This window comes from Methylomonas koyamae (assembly GCF_001644025.1).
GTDB classification, from domain to species: Bacteria; Pseudomonadota; Gammaproteobacteria; order Methylococcales; family Methylomonadaceae; genus Methylomonas; species Methylomonas koyamae_A.
The window spans coordinates 66,542-86,837 of the sequence record NZ_LUUK01000177.1 but is presented as its reverse complement, the minus strand read 5'-3'; the positions used below and the strand labels follow the sequence as shown (position 1 = coordinate 86,837).

The 20,296-nt window shown below is 50.9% G+C and carries 18 protein-coding genes; 13 read left to right on the top strand and 5 right to left on the bottom strand.

Annotated features, from left to right (window positions below):
* Positions 1-653 precede the first annotated feature (653 nt).
* The 4 genes from A1355_RS14700 to A1355_RS14685 form a co-directional block, all read right to left on the bottom strand.
* The gene (locus A1355_RS14700; RefSeq protein ID WP_064029431.1) at positions 654-1,457 is read right to left on the bottom strand and encodes a phosphoadenosine phosphosulfate reductase family protein; all 804 of its coding nucleotides are present in this window, start codon (positions 1,455-1,457) and stop codon (positions 654-656) included.
* On the bottom strand, positions 1,454-4,945 hold the full coding sequence (locus A1355_RS14695) for a hypothetical protein (RefSeq protein ID WP_064029429.1): 3,492 nt from the start codon (positions 4,943-4,945) through the stop codon (positions 1,454-1,456). The genes A1355_RS14700 and A1355_RS14695 overlap by 4 nt, the downstream gene beginning before the upstream one ends.
* A 9-nt stretch (positions 4,946-4,954) precedes the next feature.
* Positions 4,955-5,860 carry a DUF4007 family protein gene (locus A1355_RS14690; RefSeq protein ID WP_064029427.1) on the bottom strand — a complete coding sequence of 302 codons (906 nt, stop codon included), beginning with the start codon at positions 5,858-5,860 and terminating at the stop codon, positions 4,955-4,957.
* 156 nt (positions 5,861-6,016) lie between these two features.
* A complete protein-coding gene (locus A1355_RS14685; RefSeq protein ID WP_064029425.1) occupies positions 6,017-6,649 on the bottom strand; it encodes a hypothetical protein in 633 nt (210 codons plus the stop codon).
* A 342-nt stretch (positions 6,650-6,991) separates the two neighbouring features.
* Here A1355_RS14685 and ssb point away from each other — a divergent pair, with 342 nt between their 5' ends.
* From ssb to A1355_RS14635, 10 genes are all read left to right on the top strand, one after another.
* Entirely contained in the window at positions 6,992-7,492 is a 501-nt protein-coding gene (gene ssb / locus A1355_RS14680; RefSeq protein ID WP_064029422.1) for a single-stranded DNA-binding protein, read from the top strand.
* 143 nt (positions 7,493-7,635) lie between these two features.
* Positions 7,636-8,685, top strand: a complete 1,050-nt coding sequence (gene bet / locus A1355_RS14675; protein WP_064029420.1) for a phage recombination protein Bet — start codon at positions 7,636-7,638, stop codon at positions 8,683-8,685.
* A gap of 94 nt (positions 8,686-8,779) precedes the next feature.
* Entirely contained in the window at positions 8,780-9,115 is a 336-nt protein-coding gene (locus A1355_RS14670) for a hypothetical protein (protein ID WP_064029418.1), read from the top strand.
* Positions 9,112-10,113, top strand: coding sequence for a YqaJ viral recombinase family protein (locus A1355_RS14665; protein ID WP_064029416.1), 1,002 nt, complete (start codon positions 9,112-9,114; stop codon positions 10,111-10,113). Before A1355_RS14670 ends, A1355_RS14665 begins: the two co-directional genes overlap by 4 nt.
* Before the next feature lie 341 nt (positions 10,114-10,454).
* Positions 10,455-10,667, top strand: a complete 213-nt coding sequence (locus tag A1355_RS14660; protein WP_064029414.1) for a hypothetical protein — start codon at positions 10,455-10,457, stop codon at positions 10,665-10,667.
* Positions 10,668-10,776: 109 nt separating this feature from the next.
* Entirely contained in the window at positions 10,777-11,718 is a 942-nt protein-coding gene (locus A1355_RS14655) for an AAA family ATPase (RefSeq protein WP_064029412.1), read from the top strand.
* Positions 11,719-11,720: 2 nt separating this feature from the next.
* Positions 11,721-12,473 carry a hypothetical protein gene (locus tag A1355_RS14650; RefSeq protein ID WP_064029410.1) on the top strand — a complete coding sequence of 251 codons (753 nt, stop codon included), beginning with the start codon at positions 11,721-11,723 and terminating at the stop codon, positions 12,471-12,473.
* Positions 12,474-12,594: 121 nt separating this feature from the next.
* Positions 12,595-13,782, top strand: a complete 1,188-nt coding sequence (locus A1355_RS14645; protein WP_064029408.1) for a DUF3150 domain-containing protein — start codon at positions 12,595-12,597, stop codon at positions 13,780-13,782.
* A gap of 84 nt (positions 13,783-13,866) precedes the next feature.
* Positions 13,867-15,669, top strand: coding sequence for a VWA domain-containing protein (locus A1355_RS14640; RefSeq protein ID WP_064029406.1), 1,803 nt, complete (start codon positions 13,867-13,869; stop codon positions 15,667-15,669).
* A gap of 353 nt (positions 15,670-16,022) precedes the next feature.
* Positions 16,023-16,556 (top strand): hypothetical protein, encoded by a 534-nt coding sequence (locus A1355_RS14635; RefSeq protein ID WP_064029404.1) that lies wholly within the window; start codon positions 16,023-16,025, stop codon positions 16,554-16,556.
* Here A1355_RS14635 and A1355_RS14630 read toward each other — a convergent pair.
* The gene (locus A1355_RS14630; RefSeq protein ID WP_231883679.1) at positions 16,534-16,830 is read right to left on the bottom strand and encodes a hypothetical protein; all 297 of its coding nucleotides are present in this window, start codon (positions 16,828-16,830) and stop codon (positions 16,534-16,536) included. The genes A1355_RS14635 and A1355_RS14630 overlap by 23 nt on opposite strands.
* Positions 16,831-17,068: 238 nt before the next feature.
* Between A1355_RS14630 and A1355_RS14625 the strand changes: the two genes are divergently transcribed.
* The 3 genes from A1355_RS14625 to A1355_RS14615 all read left to right on the top strand — a co-directional run bounded on the left by A1355_RS14625 (position 17,069) and on the right by A1355_RS14615 (position 20,260).
* The gene (locus A1355_RS14625; RefSeq protein ID WP_231883682.1) at positions 17,069-17,737 is read left to right on the top strand and encodes a hypothetical protein; all 669 of its coding nucleotides are present in this window, start codon (positions 17,069-17,071) and stop codon (positions 17,735-17,737) included.
* A 147-nt stretch (positions 17,738-17,884) separates the two neighbouring features.
* Positions 17,885-18,382 carry a hypothetical protein gene (locus tag A1355_RS14620; protein ID WP_064029400.1) on the top strand — a complete coding sequence of 166 codons (498 nt, stop codon included), beginning with the start codon at positions 17,885-17,887 and terminating at the stop codon, positions 18,380-18,382.
* A 114-nt stretch (positions 18,383-18,496) separates the two neighbouring features.
* Positions 18,497-20,260 (top strand): DUF4942 domain-containing protein, encoded by a 1,764-nt coding sequence (locus A1355_RS14615; RefSeq protein WP_064029398.1) that lies wholly within the window; start codon positions 18,497-18,499, stop codon positions 20,258-20,260.
* Positions 20,261-20,296 lie beyond the last annotated feature (36 nt).

Genomic DNA, 20,296 nt, shown 5'->3' with positions numbered 1-20,296 from the left:
GTCGAAGACGGCAAGCCTTTCATGTTGAGAGCCCGATTGCAGGAAGGCGTCTTGTATGAGTTTGCGCAATGGATGGGAACGCCCCTGGCGATTACCAAGTGACCTGAGCCGCTCCAATATCTGTCCATGATTAGCAGCTAAGACTAGGAATTCCTTATCCTCCTCTCCTAAGACTGATCGCTCTAACATGCTAAGAGCTTCGTCGCCTTGTTCGTCGCTGAGTTCGCTAAGATCCTTTACGAATATGGCTATTCGACCGCCATCAATTGATTGTTTCTTGATTGGCTCAGGATCAGACCAAACGCGATCTTCGCCTCCTAACTCAGACCACAGGCTTCGGCAATGGTATGTCTTGCCATCTCCAGCGGTCCCTGCTATCAGGACAGAGCCAGGCACACCGGAGCTAACACGCTCCAAGATATTACTTAGTTGAGGGCTATTGAGCCGAATAGGGGCAACTTTGGCTTTAGCTAGAGCCGCCGAAACATATTCGTCAAACAAACTTGCATTGTTTGGGGTGGGACCATATGAGCGTAAAAAACGTACCCACGAGCTAGCTGGCGGGCTCACAGATGTTTGCAAAGTACGAGTGATAGAATCGTCCATTATTCAGAAAATGAGGGCTAAATAGAGAAGAGTATTGGCTTATTATTTTAAAGAGTGCAAATGAGGCAAGACTCGTTATCTTCCTCATCAGCGAGATTGGCTAACAGTTCTTGCCAGGGCATACGTCTTGTTACGATTTTACGTGAGTTAGCCTGAGCTTTGATATCACTCGCTCTTGCGACCAACTGCTCTAACGTTTCTCCCTGTGTCCATGTGTATTGCTCACCGGTTAAAGTATTTAACTTCTCGTATTTCTTAGCACGTTCAAAAAGATCGGGATGTCTCTCAGCTAGTGAAATCCACTCATTCTTGCGTTGAAAGAAACAAAAATAGCATCCTGATCGACTACGCCACTCGTAATATTTTGGATAACCAACTCCCGCATTGATCAAAATTCGCTCAATATCTGACCGCACAATCCCGTCAACCTTAAAGGGGAATTTAGGTTGGATATTTGCTTTTGTGCTGCGGTAGCCATCGCGATCTTCGTCAGCCCGTATCGCAACATATGTAATTACTTGATCAATCCCTACCCATTCCTCGAACGGACGAATTTTCATCTCGCGAGTACACCATCTTGTGTTCGGTGACGGAAGAAAATTGTTGTACTTACTTAGAAGGTGATCAAAATCGCCATTAGTCATTAACCGAGTTATTGGCTTAGCCAAGTAGGCTTCGAGCTTATCAAGATAATCGTACACCTCTGGCAACTCAGCACCAGTGTCAGTAAAGAAATACTCCATCTCTGGCACCTTATCGCGCATATAAATTGCCAAAGCAGCACTATCCTTACCACCGGAGATGCCGAGAACGTGGCGAATTGGTTTGTTACTTACTATGCTAGCGCTCATGATTTACCTTCCAGTGCAACATATTCATTATTCCTATCAGCTTCAGGGATCGAAGACGTAGCTGCGGTAAAACTAAGCGCAAGAGCTGCGTGCCTCAAGCTGACATCATCTAAACTAGAGAGAAGATCAGAAATTTTACTGACAGTACTTGCCACTGCTCGTTTTTTGGCTGAATCTAGTACGACAAACAGCTCTGTTTCGCCAGTTTGCTGTTGTACTCCCTTAAGTAACATTACTTCGATATCATCACCGAAATCAGAAATTCGGTCTTGATGGACGAAACGCAACCGCTCCAAATCACGAATACGTTTGGCGTATTCAGTTATACGATATTCCACAGCATTAATATCATCATCAGTCCATTTCTCAGGCGGTTTACGGGCAAGGAAACTCGCAATGCTAATTAGCCAAGGGGTTTCCTCCCCGTAAGGATCTACAATGCGTCCTATGAATGCTCGCAATCCGTGGATATCGATTGTGTAATTCTCTAATTGCATACATCGACCACGCAGCATGTCGCGAAGATCCTGAATCAGGACATCATTTTCGATGCCAAACGCCTTTTTGATCATGTTCATAACATTCCAAAGCAGACTATGGTATGCACCTCTCAACTCTCCAATTACGCTCTGAAATTTTTGGGAGAACATATGCAATTGCTCTTCTTCAGGCTTAATGCTAGTGAGAGAACTGAATCCACATGCTTTTGGCAGATCGACTAGGACAAGTTGTGCAGGCGATTTCGATTCGAAAAATAGGTTTCGTACTGAAATCGCTTCAGGAGACAGGCGTTGGGTCCGTTTCGTGTAATCTGGCAGATTCACCATCATTTGAGCCAACGGTTTGACTGCAGTGAGTAGTGTAGCTTCGTTCGGTATTTCTCCCGAAACAATTTCGGCATAACGTCTGAATAAAGCTTCTCGTAGAGAATCTATTTGAAAACGTTGAAGACTAAAAGACTTAGGGTTTTTCAGAAGCCGCTCGTATATCTCAACAGTCAGAAATGGGATAAAGCTCCCTTCTTCAAATAACGCCAATTCATCTCTATTAGCTAGAAAAATTGTCAAAAATAGAATCGGGATTACGCCAGCTTTTAAGCCGTATGGCGGCTGAACTAGACGAGCAAACAAGTCAGCCACAGGAATCGGATTGGTTTCGGAATCGTCAAACTCTTTCTCGATAGCCTTCCAAACGGGTCGAATTCGATACTTATCCTTTAAAGTGGGGGATAAACCAAATTGCCAACCATCACCATTTTTGTAATGCAATCCTGTCGCCTTGAGCAAAGCACGATACATAGATTTTTCAGCAGGATATTTCTCAATCCCAAGATCTTCCTCATGGCCATGCTCAAACATTGCGGCGATCAGCTTATTGCGCCCAGCCATTGCGCTGGGGGATGGCTTATCGCGATTTATTAGCTCGTTATGTAATAAAGGGGCAGCGTAATAAACCTCATCCAATATTGCGGAGAATTTTTGTTGTAACTGGCGTTTATTATCGATCAAAGGTATACGCCCTTGAGCTATCCACTCAGATTGGTTAGGAGTCTCCAGGATCGAAGCAATAATTGCAGTTTCGTTTTTTTGTGCAGCCGTTAGTCGATCTTTGAGTTCACGTTGAGCCACTGGATCATTGGCAAGTAAGGCATTTTCGCGCTGTATCCGTGATAGAGCGAATATGGTTAATACCGCCTCGCGCAGGGACTCAGGGTTCCCGACAATAACCCCAATAGTGTGCCCGTTACCTAGTTCAATAAGCTTTTGCCTAAACAGAATTACTTCATCCGTCGTATTCGCAAGACAAATAAATAATGTTGGCTTATCCATGGGCCGTATTCGGCTAATGCTAGGGGCGCTAACAAAGTCTGGCTGGTAATAGCGAAGAGTGCCCGTAGCAATAGCATGTCGACGGGCTACGATTGGAGCTAGCGGCTTAGCTTGGTTCAATAACTCAGCAATATCGACCTGACCAATCTGAGAAATTTGCTCTGAGAGAGCGGTTTCTAAGTCGAAATCGCTTCCCTGCCACACACGATATTCTCCGCTAAATTTACGGTAGGTAATTAGGGAACGCTCACCCAGAGCATCGAGAGTGGAGCTTGTGATTTTGGCATTCTCATCACATAGTGATAGCACTTCAAATGAAGCCTTGAGCCCACCTTGAATACCAACGATATTCATAAGTCCTATCATCTTAAGCAAGGATATTTCACTTGCAAGTGCATCGCCAAGCCGTTCAACGGCTGTTACAACTTCTGCCCAGCGACGATGCGTATGTGGATCAGTGACTAAACCAGGTTGATTCAGAATGAAATAATCGTATATTTCCCATGGGCATATCCAATCTAACCGATCATTCTTGACACTGAGTCGGCTCAAACTTTCCATAAAACCGTGCGGTTCCTGGCTTCCCAAATAACTAAAAAGAGTCCGCTCATTCTGTGCTACACGCTGACAAAGTGCTGGCAATACCAACAGGGAAATAGGATGTAACGGGTAGCAAGCCGTAAACAACGCAGCAGCATCATCCACTAATAAGCCTGGAGGCAATGCTCGATGTTGATCCAAAGCTGCAGCAAATTGGAATGCTTCAGCATCTAATTTAGTCTTTATGCGTGGGTCAAGATTCTGCACGAGTGCAGCCCTGATGACTCGAATGACCTGTTCGGCAGTCTCGACAAAGGGGATGCTTTCAAACCTCCCCTGAACCTTCTTCCACTCATTGCGAAGATGGTCGCCGAGGGTCTGGGCATATTGTTCAAAGGATTGATGTAACAGTACGACTAGTTGGAGAGGTGCTTCATCAGGGCGAACAGCATGTTCGGCTAAGGCCTGCAATAGAAAAATTTCCGAGTTGCTCCGATGACGAGCCTCATATTCTAAAAATTTGCCAAGTTCGTCTACAACAATTAGGAGACCAGCGCCACCTACTTTGGTGATTGCGCTCTGTAATTCAGAGATGAGAGCAAGGATATCGCTCGTTTTTGGATTGATCTCATTCGTAACTTCCTTTAGCAGGGAAAGCAATTGCGGATTTAGATCATCGCGATGGTCACCAAAGTATCGCAAAACAGCCTTATTTAATGCTTGTAATAAACGGTGCCCAAGCGATTCCGGAGTGCCGGCAATACTAGCAATACAGTAGCCTTTTGGTGCTGCGCAATTTTTTTTGAACTGCTCAGCTAACTCGGGGGCGACTTGCTGCAAGCCGGCAATAGCGTGCTGAGTCGTCTCATCTTCTTTATTGCCTAAGAGTTGCGATAGGAATAAGCCAAAAGCCGATTTACCTGAGCCGTAAGGCCCCACTAGAGCCCATGCGCGAGGAATCTCAATTGGCTTTAATGTATCTGTAAAGCGATCGAGCACCTGTATAGCTCTGCTCGTTAAGATATAAGGACGAACACTATTTTGATATTCGCTGTCGCGCTCTATATTAATTGAACGGGTATAGCTTGTATTGACGTTTATAAATTGGGCGATTGACATAATGATCTACTAGTGTGCTCCAATATAGTGTCGACGTAACAAACTAATCGGTTCGAGTTCCTTGAGAAGATATAGCTGATGAATTCCCGCTGATTCTCTTAGGTTGAAAACACCAGGATACCAAGCAATCATCTCCTCAAGTTTAGTGATGAGACATTCCTCCGTGAGCCTAAACACAGAGCCAGGTGCGGCAAGAACGCCATCACTACGCATGAGACGCTCGATCGGTAAATTGGGTGCACCTGATTCCACAAGCACTTGGGCAACAGAAAAAGCAAAAATTGCCACTGGTACTGAGCGAAATTCGGGTTTGGACTCATGATATTTCGAACCTGTAGCCATCTCCATTAATCCGAGCATAGCCACAGGGGAATCTAAACCTTCTTCTGAAGGAACAGATTTTGAATTCAACGTAGGTTGATACATACGAACTAGCAAGGTCAGGTCATGTTTGAGAGTGGCTTCAGAAACCTTAGCCGAAAGATGTTCCGAGACAAAATATTTCTGAGCATCTATGAGCTCCTTCATAGTGAACTCTGGCTTATGGAAACGATTAAAAAACCAGAATGGAGTGGTCGCTTCAGCAGGATTTGAAGAAATCAGCCAATGCAAAAGCCAAATTGTTGCATCATCTTCAAGGTAAGGATCCCATCCATTAGGGGAGAAGATACGTTCTCCTAGTTCTGATGACATGATAGATTGGCGATCACAGTTAATCATCTGCGTAGCGATAAGCCAATATTTAATCGCAGAAACCATGTTTTTCCCTACACCGAGCTTAACTGTAGCATCATCGTCTTCAAACACGCCAGGCGTAGACAACCAAGCTTGATAACCCTTAGTGAGCCAACCAAAGCGTAATGGAAAAGTTTCGTGGCGACCGAAGGAGTAGCAATCAGGCCTCAGCGGAATCATTTATGAAATCCTAGATTTTTTAGATGTACCATTATAAATCAGCTCATCCTTTTTCAATGCCCTTTATTGGAGATCTGTTTAGCTCCGAAAGCTTTTAATTATTGATTTTAATAAGATTCATTTTGAATCGCTAAGAGCTGCCAGCGCAATGGTGTGTCAAAATTCAGCTGCATTTGCTGAAATTGCCTCTGGTTCATCGGTTAGCCCCTCAGTTTCCCTTGCAATCCTGAGTTCTTCACCATGCCCCTGCTCATACGCCGCCTGATGCGCATGTTTTTCCATAGTCACAATTTTATTTGCCAGTCGTTGCAATCGCTGCTGCCACTGATAACGGGCCTCAATGCAATGCTTGTTGGAGATGACCTGGCATAGCCACAAGGTGTCCATCACGATCATCAACTGATCCAGCAAACGAATCAACTCGACGAATTGCGCAATCTGCGGCGAGGCGATTTTCGCCACAAATTCCCTGGGGTGCGTGTACGTGGGCGTTTCGGTGATGCCGTTGTCGGCCTTGAGTTTTTCCAAGCGTAGTTTTTCCTGCTGCAGTTGCTCCGCGCATTCGGCAATCATCTGGCTAACAATGCCTTCAATTTCATCGACCGTTTCCTCTCTTCCAATGATGCGCAGAATCACGTCGATGGCGTACAGGGACACCATCAATCGATGATAGCTGTTACGAATCACGCGAATGGCTTGTTCGCTGTTGATGCTAAATGTACGCTCAAATATCGGCCGACTGATAGCGCGTCGCGGGACTGATTTAGGCTGTGGAGCTGTTTCGGACATGACTGTTTCCTGATATGGACGAATGGGCAGTGATCGTAAGCCAGATTTTTTTTAACCTGTCCGCAGCTGATGGCGAATTCGGCGTCAGCTGCAAAAGCTCTTCAAAATAATTCTGCTTCAATACCCGCCAACGGAATCGGTTGGCCATCGGCCTTTCGCTTCTTCCCAAACTTTCTCGGCTGGTCTTTCATGATCGCCTTGATCCGACTTCGGTCGGCGTTCCGCTTTTGAGCGGCGACGGTGGTTGTCCATCGGCGTGTCAGGTGCGTCAAGCCTGATGTGAGATTTTATTGTTTACCCTGCCGGGCGTCTCGATTCCCAGTAGGGGTTCGGCGTTCCGGCATGCCCATCGCCGCGCCGCTGGGTATTGTTATCGTTGAGTCGGGCGCGGCCGACAGGAGGAATGTCATCATGGCCAATCGCGGCGTGAACAAAGTCATCTTGCTGGGCCGGCTCGGCGCCGATCCGGATGTTCGCTTTATGCCCAATAACGGCGGCAAAGTCGTCGCCGTCCGTTTGGCAACCAGTGAAATCTGGAACGATCCTAAAAACGGCAAACAGGAGCGGACCGAATGGCATCGAGTGGTGTTTTTCAAAAAACTCGCCGATACCGCCGAGCAGTACTTGCATAAGGGCAGCCAGATCTACATCGAAGGTCGTTTGCGTACCCAGCAATGGGGCCAAGCACATGACAAGCGGTACCGAACCGAAATCGCCGCCTTTGAATTGCAGATGCTGGATCGCCCTAACGCATCGGCAGTCGCCAACAGTTCGTCATCATCGCCAGCGGCCCCTGAGGACGCCGACTGGGATGACGAATATAGCGATATGCCCATCCATTAAACCTAGTCGCGCCGATTATTGGCGTTCGTTGGTTTAACGTTTACACCGCCGATCCTTTTCAGGCTTCGGTATTTCAACCCCAAGGGGAATTCCATTCCCCGGCGGGCAATGGCGTTCCCTTTTTTTATTGAAGGAGACCCACCATGAGCCAAAACAACCGCAACACCTTACCCAAAACCCGTGATTTGCCAATGCCGGCCGTTGTGCAACAGAGCTACGGTCTATCGGAGCAGTCCTGGAAAGTACTGACGGAAGTGACCTTCCCAACCGCCAAAACCCCGGAAGCCATTCTGATGGCTCTGGATTATTGCAAGGCCCGCAAGCTCGACATCTTCAAAAAGCCGGTGCATATCGTGCCAATGTGGAGTGCCGCTCTTGGACGCAATGTCGAAACCGTCTGGCCGTCCATCATGGAAATCCAGACGACCGCGTCCAGAACCGGCGTTTGGGCTGGCATGGACAGACCCGTTTGGGGGCCTGATGTCACCAAAACCTTTACCGGCCGCTACAAGGACGACAACGAGCAATGGCAGGAATCCAGTGTCACCATGACCTTTCCCGAATGGGTGGCGGTCACCGTGTACCGGATCGTCGGCGGTAAACGTTGCGCCTTTACCGAGGAAGTGTATTGGCTGGAAGCCTACAGCACGGCCGGCGGTAAAAACTCGCAAGTGCCGACCGCGATGTGGATCAAAAGGCCTAAGGGGCAATTGGCCAAATGCGGTAAAGCGGCGTCTTTGCGAGCTGCCTTTCCGGAGGAATGCGGCTATGCCGCCGAGGAAATGGATGGCAAAACGCTCGACGACATCACCGACGGTACCGTGATCGATGGCGAGGCGACGCATTGGGAAACCCATGTTGATCCTGCTGATGATCGGTTTACCGGGGCATCCGAGCCTAAACCGCACGTGGTCGATTTTTCACAAATCCATCCCAAGGTACAAAAAGCCGTCGCTGAGTTGGTTAGACGGACTGCGGCGGCAGGTGCCTGGAAAGCGGCCTACGACTATGCCCACCAGAAGTTCAGAGGCATAGATCTGACGTTTGCTTTGGCCGAGCTGGATAAGGTATCGCAAGTCGAACCCAAGGCAACACCGACCTTGAGCCAGACCAACAGTGCCGGCATGCCACCTTTGTCCGCGAAAGACATGGCCATGAATCAGGCCCGTCAAACCTTGGGTAACGCGGCCTAATACGCGGCTACCCAACATTCCCAAACCACCCACGAGGGCGTCATGATTCGCCCACGGGGTCGGACATGACGCTCTTCACTTATCAGGAGAGGTCATGAACACAAACGATCAATCATTGAACCGCGTGCCCTGTCATACCGATTGGCAACGTTACGATTCCCCCACGGTATTACGCCGTCACGGCCGGGGCTTTCTGGAACGCCTGTGGCGACCCCAGCCCGGTGAACCCGATCCCCGTCTATTGAGCCAACCGGAACTGACGACACTGGCCGAGAGTTTTGGCGGCGTGTGTCTACCGGCTCAAGACGAACTGCTGTTGCTGTTCGGCGATGGCTATTGGGCCCGACGCTGCCAGACCCAGTTGCACAAGCTAGGCATTGAGACCGTGCGCTTCGGTTGCCAGGTGCAGTTGACCGGATTTTCGCGATGAAGGTCATCGACGTTTCTCAGCGTTCGGACGCCTGGCGGCAGTGGCGCTTACAAGGCATCAGTGCCAGCGAAGCGGCCATCGTCATGAATCGTTCGCCGTACAAAACCCCGTGGAGGTTGTGGGCGGAGAAAATCGGCCTGGTGCTGGAAGCCAGTCTGGACAACAACCCGTTGATCCTCGCCGGCATCCAGCAAGAGCCCGAGGCTTTGCAACGCTTCGAGGATAAACACGATCTGATGTTGTTGCCGCTGTGCGGCGAGTCGGAGCAGTTTCCCTTGATGCGGGCTTCGTTCGACGGCTTGTCCGACGCGAATGAACCCGTGGAAATCAAATGTCCGCATGAGACCACGTTCTTGGATGTGCTGTTGAATCGGGAAACCTCGGCGGCCTATCAGTTGTATTGGTGTCAGGTGCAACAGCAATTGCTGGTCGCCGATGCTGGGCGTGGCTTTTTGTTTTTCTACCACCAAGGCCAGGACATCGAGTTCGAGATTCAACGCGATGAGCGCTTTCTCACTGAGCTGGTCGAGTCCGCGATGGATTTCTGGTTGGCGGTCAAATCGAAAAAGGAACCTCCCAAGGATCCCGAGCGCGATTTGTATTTGCCGAACGGCGAAGCAGAACAGCAATGGCAACAACTGGCGGCCACGTATCGGCAACGAGCGTTGACTATCCAGGACCTGAAAAGCCAAATCAACCAGTTGGAAGATGAGCAGTCGCGCATTGAAAACACGTTGGTGTTGCTAATGGGTGATTACGTGGCCGCGGAGCATTCCGGGTTACGTATCAGCCGGTTTCAAAGCCAGGGTGCCATCGATTACAAGGCTGCACTGCAAGCCTTGCAACCGGATGTTCAGGCTGCAGCACTGGAAGTTTACCGAAAACCCTCGGCCACTCGAGTTCGCGTGACCTGCCGGGATGACGACGGCAAACATGCCGAAGTGCCGTTCGATGCACAAGCCCTGAAAGACCTGGCGGGTGCGGACTTTTGGTTTTGAGGGTTCGTTTCAAGACATCCTGTAACCCTAGTGGTTACGGGGTGTTCATTGAAGACGATCGATTAAGAGAGTTGACGCCGGACACCTCATGGAATCCTTTAGTTTAGGCATGTCGGTTTTAGGCTGGGATTTTAAAAAAGTCCAACCCAAAACCCGCATCGTTCAGGTATTCCCTTCGTGGAATCCCGAATCCGGTTTCGACCGGCGTTCCGTTGTTAAGCGGCATGAGCGTTTGCCTCGTGTGCCAGGTGCGTCAAGCCTGGTGTGTTTAGTTTGTCCCGTTGGGGTTCATCACCCTTGCGGGAACCGGTGACCCCTTTTCACTTTTGAAGGAGGTCATTATGAATCAAGACTTTTGGAAAACCTTGCATGGCTGGCTGAACGTTGCCCATAGCAACGACATCCAAGCCAAAAAACGGTTGCTGCTTGAAATGCATCGTCAAATCTCGGACCCCGGTTTGAGAAGCGACATTCAGCGCATCCTGCGCCTGATGGATCGGGAGCTGTTGGCCCGCGCCGAATGGGCGATGTACTGCGTCATGCAGCTACGTTGATTTTTTAATCCGTCCTGGCATGCCAGGGCTTTATTCACCCGTTGGGGCTCATCACCCCTCGGGGCGGTGTGCCCCTTGTTTTCTGAGGCTAGTCCTCAAGGAGCTCACCATGTATCAACAATATTCCATTGCCGACACCTTCGGCATTCAGGCCCCGGCATCCATGAAAGTGGAAGGTTTTGCCCCGACCAATAACCCCTATGTACCGACCATCAAGCCCTATGTGTTTCGTAAGGATCACTTACGTGACGTGTTGGCGTTTTTAGGCGCGCATAACGGCGATGGCTTATACCTGACCGGTCCCACCGGTTCAGGAAAAACCTCATTGTTAGAACAAGTTGCGGCACGTCTCAATTGGGGTGTAAATGCGGTTCCCGGTCACGGTCGATTGGAACTCAACGATCTGCTCGGTCAGTACATGTTAGTCGACGGCGGCGCGATGAAGTGGGTCGATGGTCCGTTGACCCTGGCAGTGCGCCTGGGTCATGTGTTATTGATCAACGAAATCGATGCCATCGATCCAGCCGAGCTGATTGGCTTGAATGAAATCGTCGAAGGGAAGCCTCTATCGATTCCGCAGACCGGCGACGTGATTGTCCCACATCCCAAGTTTCGTTTGGTCGCTACCGGTAATAGTGCCGGATCGGGTGATCAGTCGGGATTGTATCAAGGGGTGTTAAGGCAAAACTTGGCGTTTTTAGACAGGTTTCGTTTGATGGAAGTCGGTTACCCCGAGCCCGAGGACGAGATGAAACTGCTGGCGGATGTGGTGCCGACCATGCCTGAATCGGTAAGGGAAAGCATGATCAAGGTCGCCAACCAGATTCGTAAAGTCTTCATCGGCGGTGCGGATGGTGGCGGCATGTTGTCGGTGACCTTATCGACGCGCGGCTTAGTGCGCTGGGCATCGTTGGTGGCCACCTTCAAAAGTGCGCCCAATGCCTTGGCGTATTCGCTGGATCGTGCCTTGACCTTCAGAGCCGAACCCGCCGAACGCGAAGCGATTCATCGCATCGCCAAGGATGTGTTCGGTGACGATTGGGCGGTGTAGTCATGGCCGTATGGAGTTTATTCCGTTATCGCTACAGCGATGGCAGTTCCAAAGACTGGGCCATCACGACGAATGCCGACGGCTCGATCTCGACCCGTTGGGGCAAAACGGCTTCTCGTCTGCCAAGTATCAACACACGATCAGGAATACGCCAGCACGATATCGAACGGCAAAAACAGGCCAAGGGCTATGTATTTGTCGGCGAAGTCGAGATCGATAGCGAAGGCAACATCCGGTTACCCCGGTCCGCACCGATGGCTGATGCTTCACCTATGCCTAGTGAAAATCCGTCGGCTCCGATCGACAAACTGTATTGGCATATCGATTGTCGCGCTGGACACGCTACCTTGCTCGACATGGGTATCGCGTTACGGTGCTGGCTGGGCAATCTGGAGGCCTGGTCTCAGGCCCAAGGACTGACTGCAAGCGACTGGTCCGGTTGGCAACGGTTGATCGATGCCAGTCTGGGCGATGAAGCCTTCGACCTCAGCGGGCAAATCCACCTCGAACACGGGGTGTTGCCTTGGTTATGGTTGATGGCCTTGAAGCATGCGGCATTTCCCGGCGTTTCGGTCGGCATTGCCACTGAAAGCGGGCGCGACGTGTCTGCGGATCTGAAAGCCGAAACCGAGGTCTTGGCGCTGTTCAAGACCGACGTCGAAGCCATAAGGCCGCTGGCGGAAAACTTGGGCCTGTTGAAACCCCGGCTCGATCTGGCGTTGGCCATGGCCGATCAAACTGATCACTGGTTTTGATTAGCCAAAAGCCAAGCCTTGACTCCTGTAGCGAACGGTTCGTTGCAGATTTTTTAACATTCACCCGGAAGGGGCCATTTGCCCCATGGGGTCGGTGTGCCTTCTTCCCTAGGAGGTTCACATGACACAAACTCAACTTATTCTGGACCAAGTGGTCTTGATCAAAGTCGACGCCACGATTTACGGCGCGCGTAAAAAGCTCAACAAAGAGGATCTGGTCCTGGCCGATGGCAGCAAGTTGCCGCCTGAGGATTTGGCCAGTTTGGGCTCGAAGCGCTTGCTCGATCCGGACCGTCTATCGGTATTCAACCGGTTGAAAAAGGAAGCCGAACGCATTTGTTTACGCGTCGGCACTCGGTTTCTGGGCGGGTTTATCGTACCAGTCGCAGCAGCGGCGCTGGTCACGACGGAACTGGACCGGATTGCCGGGGACTTTGCTCAGGCGCGGGCCGAGTTTTTGGATGGCTACGATGCGGCGGTCCAAGACTGGATGGTCAAACATCCGGAATTTGCCAGCATCATCGAGAAAGCCATCGACTCGGTGGCCTTGGTCGCCACCCGCTTGGCGTTCGATTACCTGGTGGTATCCGTGGCGTTACCAGAACAGTTGCCGAAACAGGAAGTCGAACGCCTGGAAAGCAAAATCGGTTCGTTGAGTGAGCAGATGTTCCATGAAATTGCGGTGGACGCCAACTTGCTGGTCGAGCAATCTTTACTGGGCAAGGAACAAGTCACCCGCAACGCGCTCAGGCCGATCAAACGCATCCGCGACAAACTCGATGGTTTGAGTTTTCTGGATCATCGGGTGGCGCCAGTGGTGGCGACCATCGACAACTTGCTGGGCAAAATTCCGACTCGGGGATCGATCGAAGGCGGTTTGCTGCAGGAAATCCTAGCCACGGCGATGTTGCTGGCCGATCCGGATAAAACCCGGCGGCACGGTGAAGGTTTGTTGGCGGTGCAAGCGCCGGCGATCCAGACCGGTGATGATGTTGAAGAAAACCTCCATTCAGAGGAGCCGGAAACATCCATGTTGTCTGCTTGTCCGTCCTCCTTCATCACTGAGGTAGCTCAAGACGTTCCGGATTTTACCGATCTGTTTGACGGCATCTTTGATGATGCAATCGATGCGGAATCGACTACGGATGACTGGGCGTTGGACGTCTTGCTGGATAAGCATCCGTCCGATCTGGAAACCGGTCACAGTACCGAAGAAGACCCTGATCCGAACCACGCAGCGGAACCGGCAACGGTGACGGTAGGAGACGATGAGGAAGCGGACGATTCCGACCAGGACTACTGGTTCTGATCTGACGCCATTTAACCATTCACCCACTGGGGCAAACCATGTCCCGCTGGGGTCATGGTGCGCCCCTAACATTTGGAGCACACCATGAAAAATAGAACCTTACACAACGCATTCCCCATCGTGGCGGCCGCCATCGGCAACCGCTTTGGCGTCAAAGTCAGTGTCGGTGGGAATCAAGCCTATACCGATGGCAAATCCATTCAGTTGCCGGCTTATGACGGTGACGATGCGGAATATCAGGATGTGGCCTGGGGGCTGTTGGCCCACGAAGCGGCTCACATTCGTTATTCGGACTTTACTCTGCGCTACTGTAATTCAGTATTACGCCGTCGGCTTTGCAACGCGATTGAAGATGTCCGCATCGAGTATGAACTGGCCAAGGATTTTCCGGGAACTCGGCTGACGATTCGCACGGTAATTGAAAAGATGATTGCCAAAGGCGACTTTGTCGCCAGCCGTATCGACGACCATCCGGCCAATATTCTGTACAGCTTTGTCTTGAAAAGCTTGCGTGCCAGGGTATTGGGTCAGTCGTCGTTACGGCCGTTGGTCGAAGCAACTGAAACCGCTTTGAAGGCAACGTTCCCAACCGGCGCTGTGACACGTTTGAAAGGCTTGTTGTCCGAAGTCCCGGAGGGTTTGCAATCGGAATCCGATTGCCTGAAATTGACTGATCGCATCCTGACCATGATTGAGCAGGAGTTCGAGCAACAACGGCAGCGCAATCAGGCCAAGCAATCGGCAGATGAGGACACGTCGCCTGAATCGGATGATGCAGATCAAGATGCTGCCTTAGCCGATTCGGAGCTTTCGGATTCAACGGAACAAGATGAACGTTTACCGACCGACACTGACGACGATCAGTCTTCAGAATCTGATGGTAATGATGCATCGAATCCAGGAAATCCTGACGATGAACCGACAACACCATCCGGTAGTTCTTCAGCCAACTCGCAAGGTGATGACGAAGATAACACGGAGATGACCGACCCAATGGGCGTTTTGCAAACCTTGTTGTCCGCTGGTGACAGTGACATCGACCAAGACCTGTTTGAATCGCTGAAATCGGCGTTGTCGTTAGCCTCCGAAAATGTATCGGAATTGCTGATGCCGAGCGGTAATGAGCCGCCTATGGACGATCGAGCCGGTGCATTTTTGCTCCGTAAGGTGCAAAGCGAATCGGGGAAAATCCGCGCCGCCTTGCAAGGCTTGGTGCAATCGCAAAACCTCAACCGCTCGCAACACGCCTGTCGTGGACGGCGGATGGATGGCAAGCGCTTACACCGCTTGCCGCTTGGCGAAACCAAGGTGTTTCAGCGTAAGCAGGTCAAAGCAGCACCCAATACCGCGATTCATCTGTTACTGGATAAATCCGAAAGCATGGGTTATCAGGTGACCGATAGCCAAGGACAACCGAATGGATCGCGAATGCCGATTGCGTTGGAAGCCACTTTGGCGCTGGCGTTGGCCTTTGAAGGTATTCCGGGGGTTAATCCTGGCGTCACTGCGTTTCCCGGGCATCAGGATGATTCGGTGTTCCAGTTGCTGGAGCATGGTCAACGGGTGAATGTCCGCACCGGTGCCTTTTCGCTGGCAGCCACCGGCAGTACGCCGATGACCGAAGCGATTTGGTTTGGTGCTGCGTCGCTATTGCGTTGTCGAGAACCGCGCAAAGTGCTGATGGTTATGACCGATGGTCAACCCAACGATACGCTGAGCACGCTGGATATTTTGCAGCGCTGCCGGGACAGCGGTATCGAAACGGTGGGCATTGGTTTGGGACTGGATGTCAGTCATCTATTCCCGATTGCCATCACCATTAACGATCTATCAGAGCTGAGAGCACAATTGTTCGAACTCTCGAAAGCGGTGTTGTTGGCGGCTTAAATCTCGGCCAGTCAATTATCCGTAGCCCAATCCTTGGCTTAATGCCTTGGATTGTGGCTATGGGTAGCTGATTTCAGCCTTAGTTTGTCGAATGTACTCACTTCCTGGAGCCCATTCGACAAACAGACATTTCATGCGTTCTTTTCAAAGAATGCTGAATCCGACTTCGGTCGGCGTTCCGTCTTTAGACGGCGAGCACGTTAAGCCGTGATCGTGTCGGGTGCGTTAAGCCCGATGTTAATCGCAGTTTGCCCTGGCAAATTGTCTGCAATTCATCCCACTTCGGGCGACCATCGCCCGACTGGGCGCTGTTCATTCGAAGTGTTTTCTTAAATTTTCAAAGGGGAACTTCAATGAACTTTATTTTCGGCATCATCCTACTGGCTATGTTTATCCTCGCCTTGCGGGTGATTTGGGCAACAGCTTTGCAACTGCTGGGCGCATTGAAACATGCGTCTCAAACGTTTCACAGCCATCGTGCAAAGCGCCTAGCCCGAAACCGATTACCGGTGATCTTGCCCCAGTTCCGTCATGAAGTGGATTGGTTGGCGATGTCAGATTCGGTGCGCCAGGAAATTCAGACGCGCAATCACGGTGTCAATCGTGAGGCTGTTCGACTGGAAGCGCAATTACAGGCTAAGTTAAAAACCATCGAGATCTATGAGGCGAATATTCAAATCGCTAAGCTGGAACGGGAATTATTGAAGATCAAACCAGTGATCGACAGTCCCGAGCCCGAGATGAAAAAGCCTCGGCGCTCGAAAAAGCAGTCGGTTGCGGTCACTGACGCAGCAACCCAAAAAATTCCGCATCAGGTCTCCCAACTACGGGCTGCTCTGAAAGGAAATGGTTTATCGGTGCCGGTCAGTGAGTCTGTCCGCCATTGAATACCGCAAGCGTCGCGCCGTTTTGCGTCATCACGGTGCGTACCGGCTTAGCCAAGTCAACCTTGGGTTCGTCGAAACGAAAGCCCTCCGGCAACAGCGATTGGATATCCTCAAAGGTTTCCCGTCGCAATTGTCGGATGTTGCTCAACAACTCCCAGGCTCGCTTCGGATCGTTGATGTTTTGCAAAACATCGGCTTCCGCGGCATCCAACTTGGTCAAAATGGTTTTGCAAAGATTTAACGCATTCAGTCTGGGATCGAGTGGTATTGCCATCGATTTTCGTACTGGTTGCGTGCTCTCAGTCTGCTTTGGACTGAGGAAATCAAAAATGCGCAAAATATCGTCAAACATGGCTATTTCTCTGCTTTTTAATGAGTTTTAGCCACAATATACCGATTTTTGTGTGAATTCAACCCCGCTGCATGGGCCAATTTTTGGCTTTGACCAGCGATTTTAACCCTGCGGGAACCCCATCCTGCCGGGTGGTCGTTCCTGCGATTTTTTGGAGGAAATGACCATGACATTAATCACTCAGCCAAACGTTAGCGCAATCCAGGCGGAAACCAGCACGGTTCGCTATCTGAATCATTACCGTTGTCCCTACTGCCAAACCGAATGGGAGGATGAATGGGATTGCGCCTGTAACGATCGCTGCCCGCACTGCAACAAGGAGATCGAGCCTTATGAAAGCTCATTGATCGATTGTGGATCGGCGGAAACCGGCTCGCCGGTCGAAGCCCCCTCCTTAGCCAAGGTACCGGCGAAAGGCATGAATCGACTCTTTGTTGTTTCGTATGAAATTGATTATGTCCATCGCGTTTCGGTAGGCATAACAGCGGATAGTCCCGAAGCGGCACAACAAATTGCCGAACAGGCATTCAACGATGCCACTATTTGGGATGACACTGTCGCCATGCCGTTATTGTCCGATGAATACCATGAATCAGGCGACGAAAGCCTGCTCTGGGAATGCGTTGCAGTTGAACAATGGCCGGAACCGGATCATTCGGTACGGCAATTGAAGAAAGAGCAAGCGGCCATGCGGGTTTGCCGGGGATTGGTTGAAGCCTATCAACAAGGCAAAGCCAACGGCGGTAGTGTCGACTGGGAAAATCTGGATCCGTTGATTCCTGTGGCATTGCAAGCCTTGGGAAAAACAGCCCTGGAAAACAAATCCTAAATAGCGCGCGTTGTTCAGACGCGCATTTCGTAAAAGCCTGAGTTAGCCAAGTCATTCGATGCGGCGCTCAATTTTATCCACCAAAACGGGAATGTCCTATTCCCACTGGGGATTCGTGATGTTTCCGTTTTTTTTGAGGACAACATCATGACACAAATCTTTGAGCACACTTTCGGCACGGGTCATCGCATCCAATATCAGCGTTTGCCGTCGGGCACCTGTTATCACGCAGATACACCGAAACCAGTAGTCGAGCTGTTGGAACAACTTTGCCATAGCCAACGCAAAATCCGGTTGTATTACGGCGATCCAATCACCGGTCAGTCCTGGCTTGATGAGCACGATGTCATTGGCTGGATTGGTAGGTCAACTGGCACCATCAAAGTGCCGCTATTGATCGAACCCGGTGACATCGGCGGTCCGGCATTACTGGATCACTGCATCGTTCGTGTAGACAGTCCCCGCCAGGTACTTTACCAACACGATGATTTTCGGGTTGGCACAGTAGAACTGGTGAAAGGCGAGCTTAACCGCTTGCCTTGGGAAATCTGGATCGACGGTGTCGTGCATGCCCGGTTCAAAGTAAAAACCGAAGCCCGGCAGTATCAGGACTTCATTCAAGGCAAACGATTTGCGTTGATCTGAGGCGCCGTTTGATTTCGACACTCGGTTAAACCGAGATTTTTTATTTTACCCCTGCGGGATGATTCTATCCCGCCAGGGATAAATCGGTCGTCAGGGGATTCTTTGGAGTACACCATGACAGACCCTTATCAATATTACCCCACGCCAGAAGCATTGAGCCGTAAAGCTTGGGCGATGTTCAAGAACCAGCAATTCGCTCGGGTATTAGAGCCTTCAGCAGGCGAAGGACATTTGCTTCGTCCAGGGCCATACCAGTACGGTAAACGTTTGCCGATCGATTGCATTGAAATCGATATCCGCAAACATGCGGTTCTGCGCGATGAAGGCTACGCGGTGGTGGGGATGGATTTTCTGCAGTTTCAAAGCGGCAGTGTCTATTCGCACATCATCATGAATCCGCCGTTTGCCGAAGGCGCCAAACACGTGTTGAAGGCTTGGGAGATTTTATTCGACGGTGAAATCGTCGCCATTCTCAATGCCGAAACCGTGCGCAATCCGTTTTCGAAAGAACGCCAGTTGTTATTACGGTTGATCGAGCAGCACGGCGAGGTCGAGTTTCTGCAAGAAATGTTCGCCGGCGAGGATGCCGAACGCAAAACGCCGGTCGACGTGGCCCTGGTCTGGTTGAAAAAAACTTCGACGTTCGAACAGGACATCCTCGGCAATATTCTGGACGATTTGCGCCAGGATAGGCGGGAGGCCGACGATTTAGTGGGCGAGTTTCAACTGCCACATGAGTTGGCCTTGCCGAATGCCTTCATCGATAACGCGGTGTTGATGTTCAATGCAGCGGTCGAAGCAGCGCGACAGGGCGTGGTCAGTGAAGCCCGTGCCAGCCGCTATCGGTCCATGCTGGGTAAAACGCTCGGCGAACTAAGCGGTGGAGGTATCGGCAGTGAAGACGACTCGTCATCGGATGCGGTCAAGCGGATGCTGTTCAAACGCTATCACGATCTGAAGAATCGGGCCTGGGCCAGCATTTTACGCTCTACGCAGGTGACGTCGCGCTTGTCAACGACGGCGCAGAAACGCTTGGAGTCGGATTTTGAAACGGTCAAGTCCTTGGAATTTACCGTGCCGAATATCTACGGCTTTTTGCAGGGCATCATCGATCAGCAAGGTGAAATTCAACTGAGCATGGTGTGCGATGTGTTTGATTTGATCACCCGCTATTACAGCGATAACGCGGTGTTTTACATGGGCTGGAAATCCAATGATAAACATCGCACGTTGGGTATGCGGATCAAGACCACGCGCTTCATTCTGCCGGGCCATGGTGTCAGCTCTTACCAAAACGGTTTGAACTGGGAGTCGGAACGGCTGCTGGCCGACTTCGACAAGGTGTTTGCCTTGCTCGATGGTAAGACCGAAGCCAAGGTCAGTTTGGTGTCGGTGTTTCGGCAGCATTTTCACGCGCTTCGGGTCGGGCAACGGATCGGTGGAAGTTATTTTGACGTTCGCTATTATCCGGGCGTTGGCACCATCCACTTTTTTCCGAAAAGCAAAATCTTGATCGATCGGATGAACCGTTGGGTCGGTCGCCAGCGCCGCTGGTTGCCGCCTGTGGATACGCAAGCCGGACAAGGTTTCTGGCAGCAGTTCGAACAAGCGGAACGCTTCGATAAGGCGTTTCATGCCGAAGTGAAAAAGCAATCCAAACTGGAGGGTCGGAATTACCGTTTCAATCCCTATTGGGCCATCAACCACGGCGGCGCGTCGGAACGGGAACAAGGCCAGCGTCTGTTAACCCAGGCGATGAGCAGCGTGTTGGCCAGCCGAGGCATCGATCCCGACAGCTTGTTGGATAACGATCAAGGCTGTGTCCGACAATTGGACTGGGATGGTCTGCCTGACAGTAATTTGGCCTTAGCTTCATAGCCAGGGCACAAAACCTCAAGCAATACGCTTACATAA

Bases quoted from the DNA above. Each gene is read 5' to 3' on its own strand.
- A1355_RS14665 (WP_064029416.1), top strand. From the start codon at position 9,112: ATGAAGGTCATCGACGTTTCTCAGCGTTCGGACGCCTGGCGGCAGTGG.
- A1355_RS14660 (WP_064029414.1), top strand. From the start codon at position 10,455: ATGAATCAAGACTTTTGGAAAACCTTGCATGGCTGGCTGAACGTTGCC.
- A1355_RS14635 (WP_064029404.1), top strand. From the start codon at position 16,023: ATGAACTTTATTTTCGGCATCATCCTACTGGCTATGTTTATCCTCGCC.
- A1355_RS14685 (WP_064029425.1), bottom strand. From the start codon at position 6,649: ATGTCCGAAACAGCTCCACAGCCTAAATCAGTCCCGCGACGCGCTATC.
- A1355_RS14700 (WP_064029431.1), bottom strand. From the start codon at position 1,457: ATGAGCGCTAGCATAGTAAGTAACAAACCAATTCGCCACGTTCTCGGC.
- A1355_RS14620 (WP_064029400.1), top strand. From the start codon at position 17,885: ATGACACAAATCTTTGAGCACACTTTCGGCACGGGTCATCGCATCCAA.
- A1355_RS14655 (WP_064029412.1), top strand. From the start codon at position 10,777: ATGTATCAACAATATTCCATTGCCGACACCTTCGGCATTCAGGCCCCG.
- A1355_RS14695 (WP_064029429.1), bottom strand. From the start codon at position 4,945: ATGTCAATCGCCCAATTTATAAACGTCAATACAAGCTATACCCGTTCA.
- A1355_RS14625 (WP_231883682.1), top strand. From the start codon at position 17,069: ATGACCATGACATTAATCACTCAGCCAAACGTTAGCGCAATCCAGGCG.
- A1355_RS14640 (WP_064029406.1), top strand. From the start codon at position 13,867: ATGAAAAATAGAACCTTACACAACGCATTCCCCATCGTGGCGGCCGCC.
- A1355_RS14645 (WP_064029408.1), top strand. From the start codon at position 12,595: ATGACACAAACTCAACTTATTCTGGACCAAGTGGTCTTGATCAAAGTC.
- A1355_RS14630 (WP_231883679.1), bottom strand. From the start codon at position 16,830: ATGGCAATACCACTCGATCCCAGACTGAATGCGTTAAATCTTTGCAAA.
- A1355_RS14650 (WP_064029410.1), top strand. From the start codon at position 11,721: ATGGCCGTATGGAGTTTATTCCGTTATCGCTACAGCGATGGCAGTTCC.
- A1355_RS14690 (WP_064029427.1), bottom strand. From the start codon at position 5,860: ATGATTCCGCTGAGGCCTGATTGCTACTCCTTCGGTCGCCACGAAACT.
- bet (WP_064029420.1), top strand. From the start codon at position 7,636: ATGAGCCAAAACAACCGCAACACCTTACCCAAAACCCGTGATTTGCCA.
- ssb (WP_064029422.1), top strand. From the start codon at position 6,992: ATGCCCATCGCCGCGCCGCTGGGTATTGTTATCGTTGAGTCGGGCGCG.
- A1355_RS14670 (WP_064029418.1), top strand. From the start codon at position 8,780: ATGAACACAAACGATCAATCATTGAACCGCGTGCCCTGTCATACCGAT.
- A1355_RS14615 (WP_064029398.1), top strand. From the start codon at position 18,497: ATGACAGACCCTTATCAATATTACCCCACGCCAGAAGCATTGAGCCGT.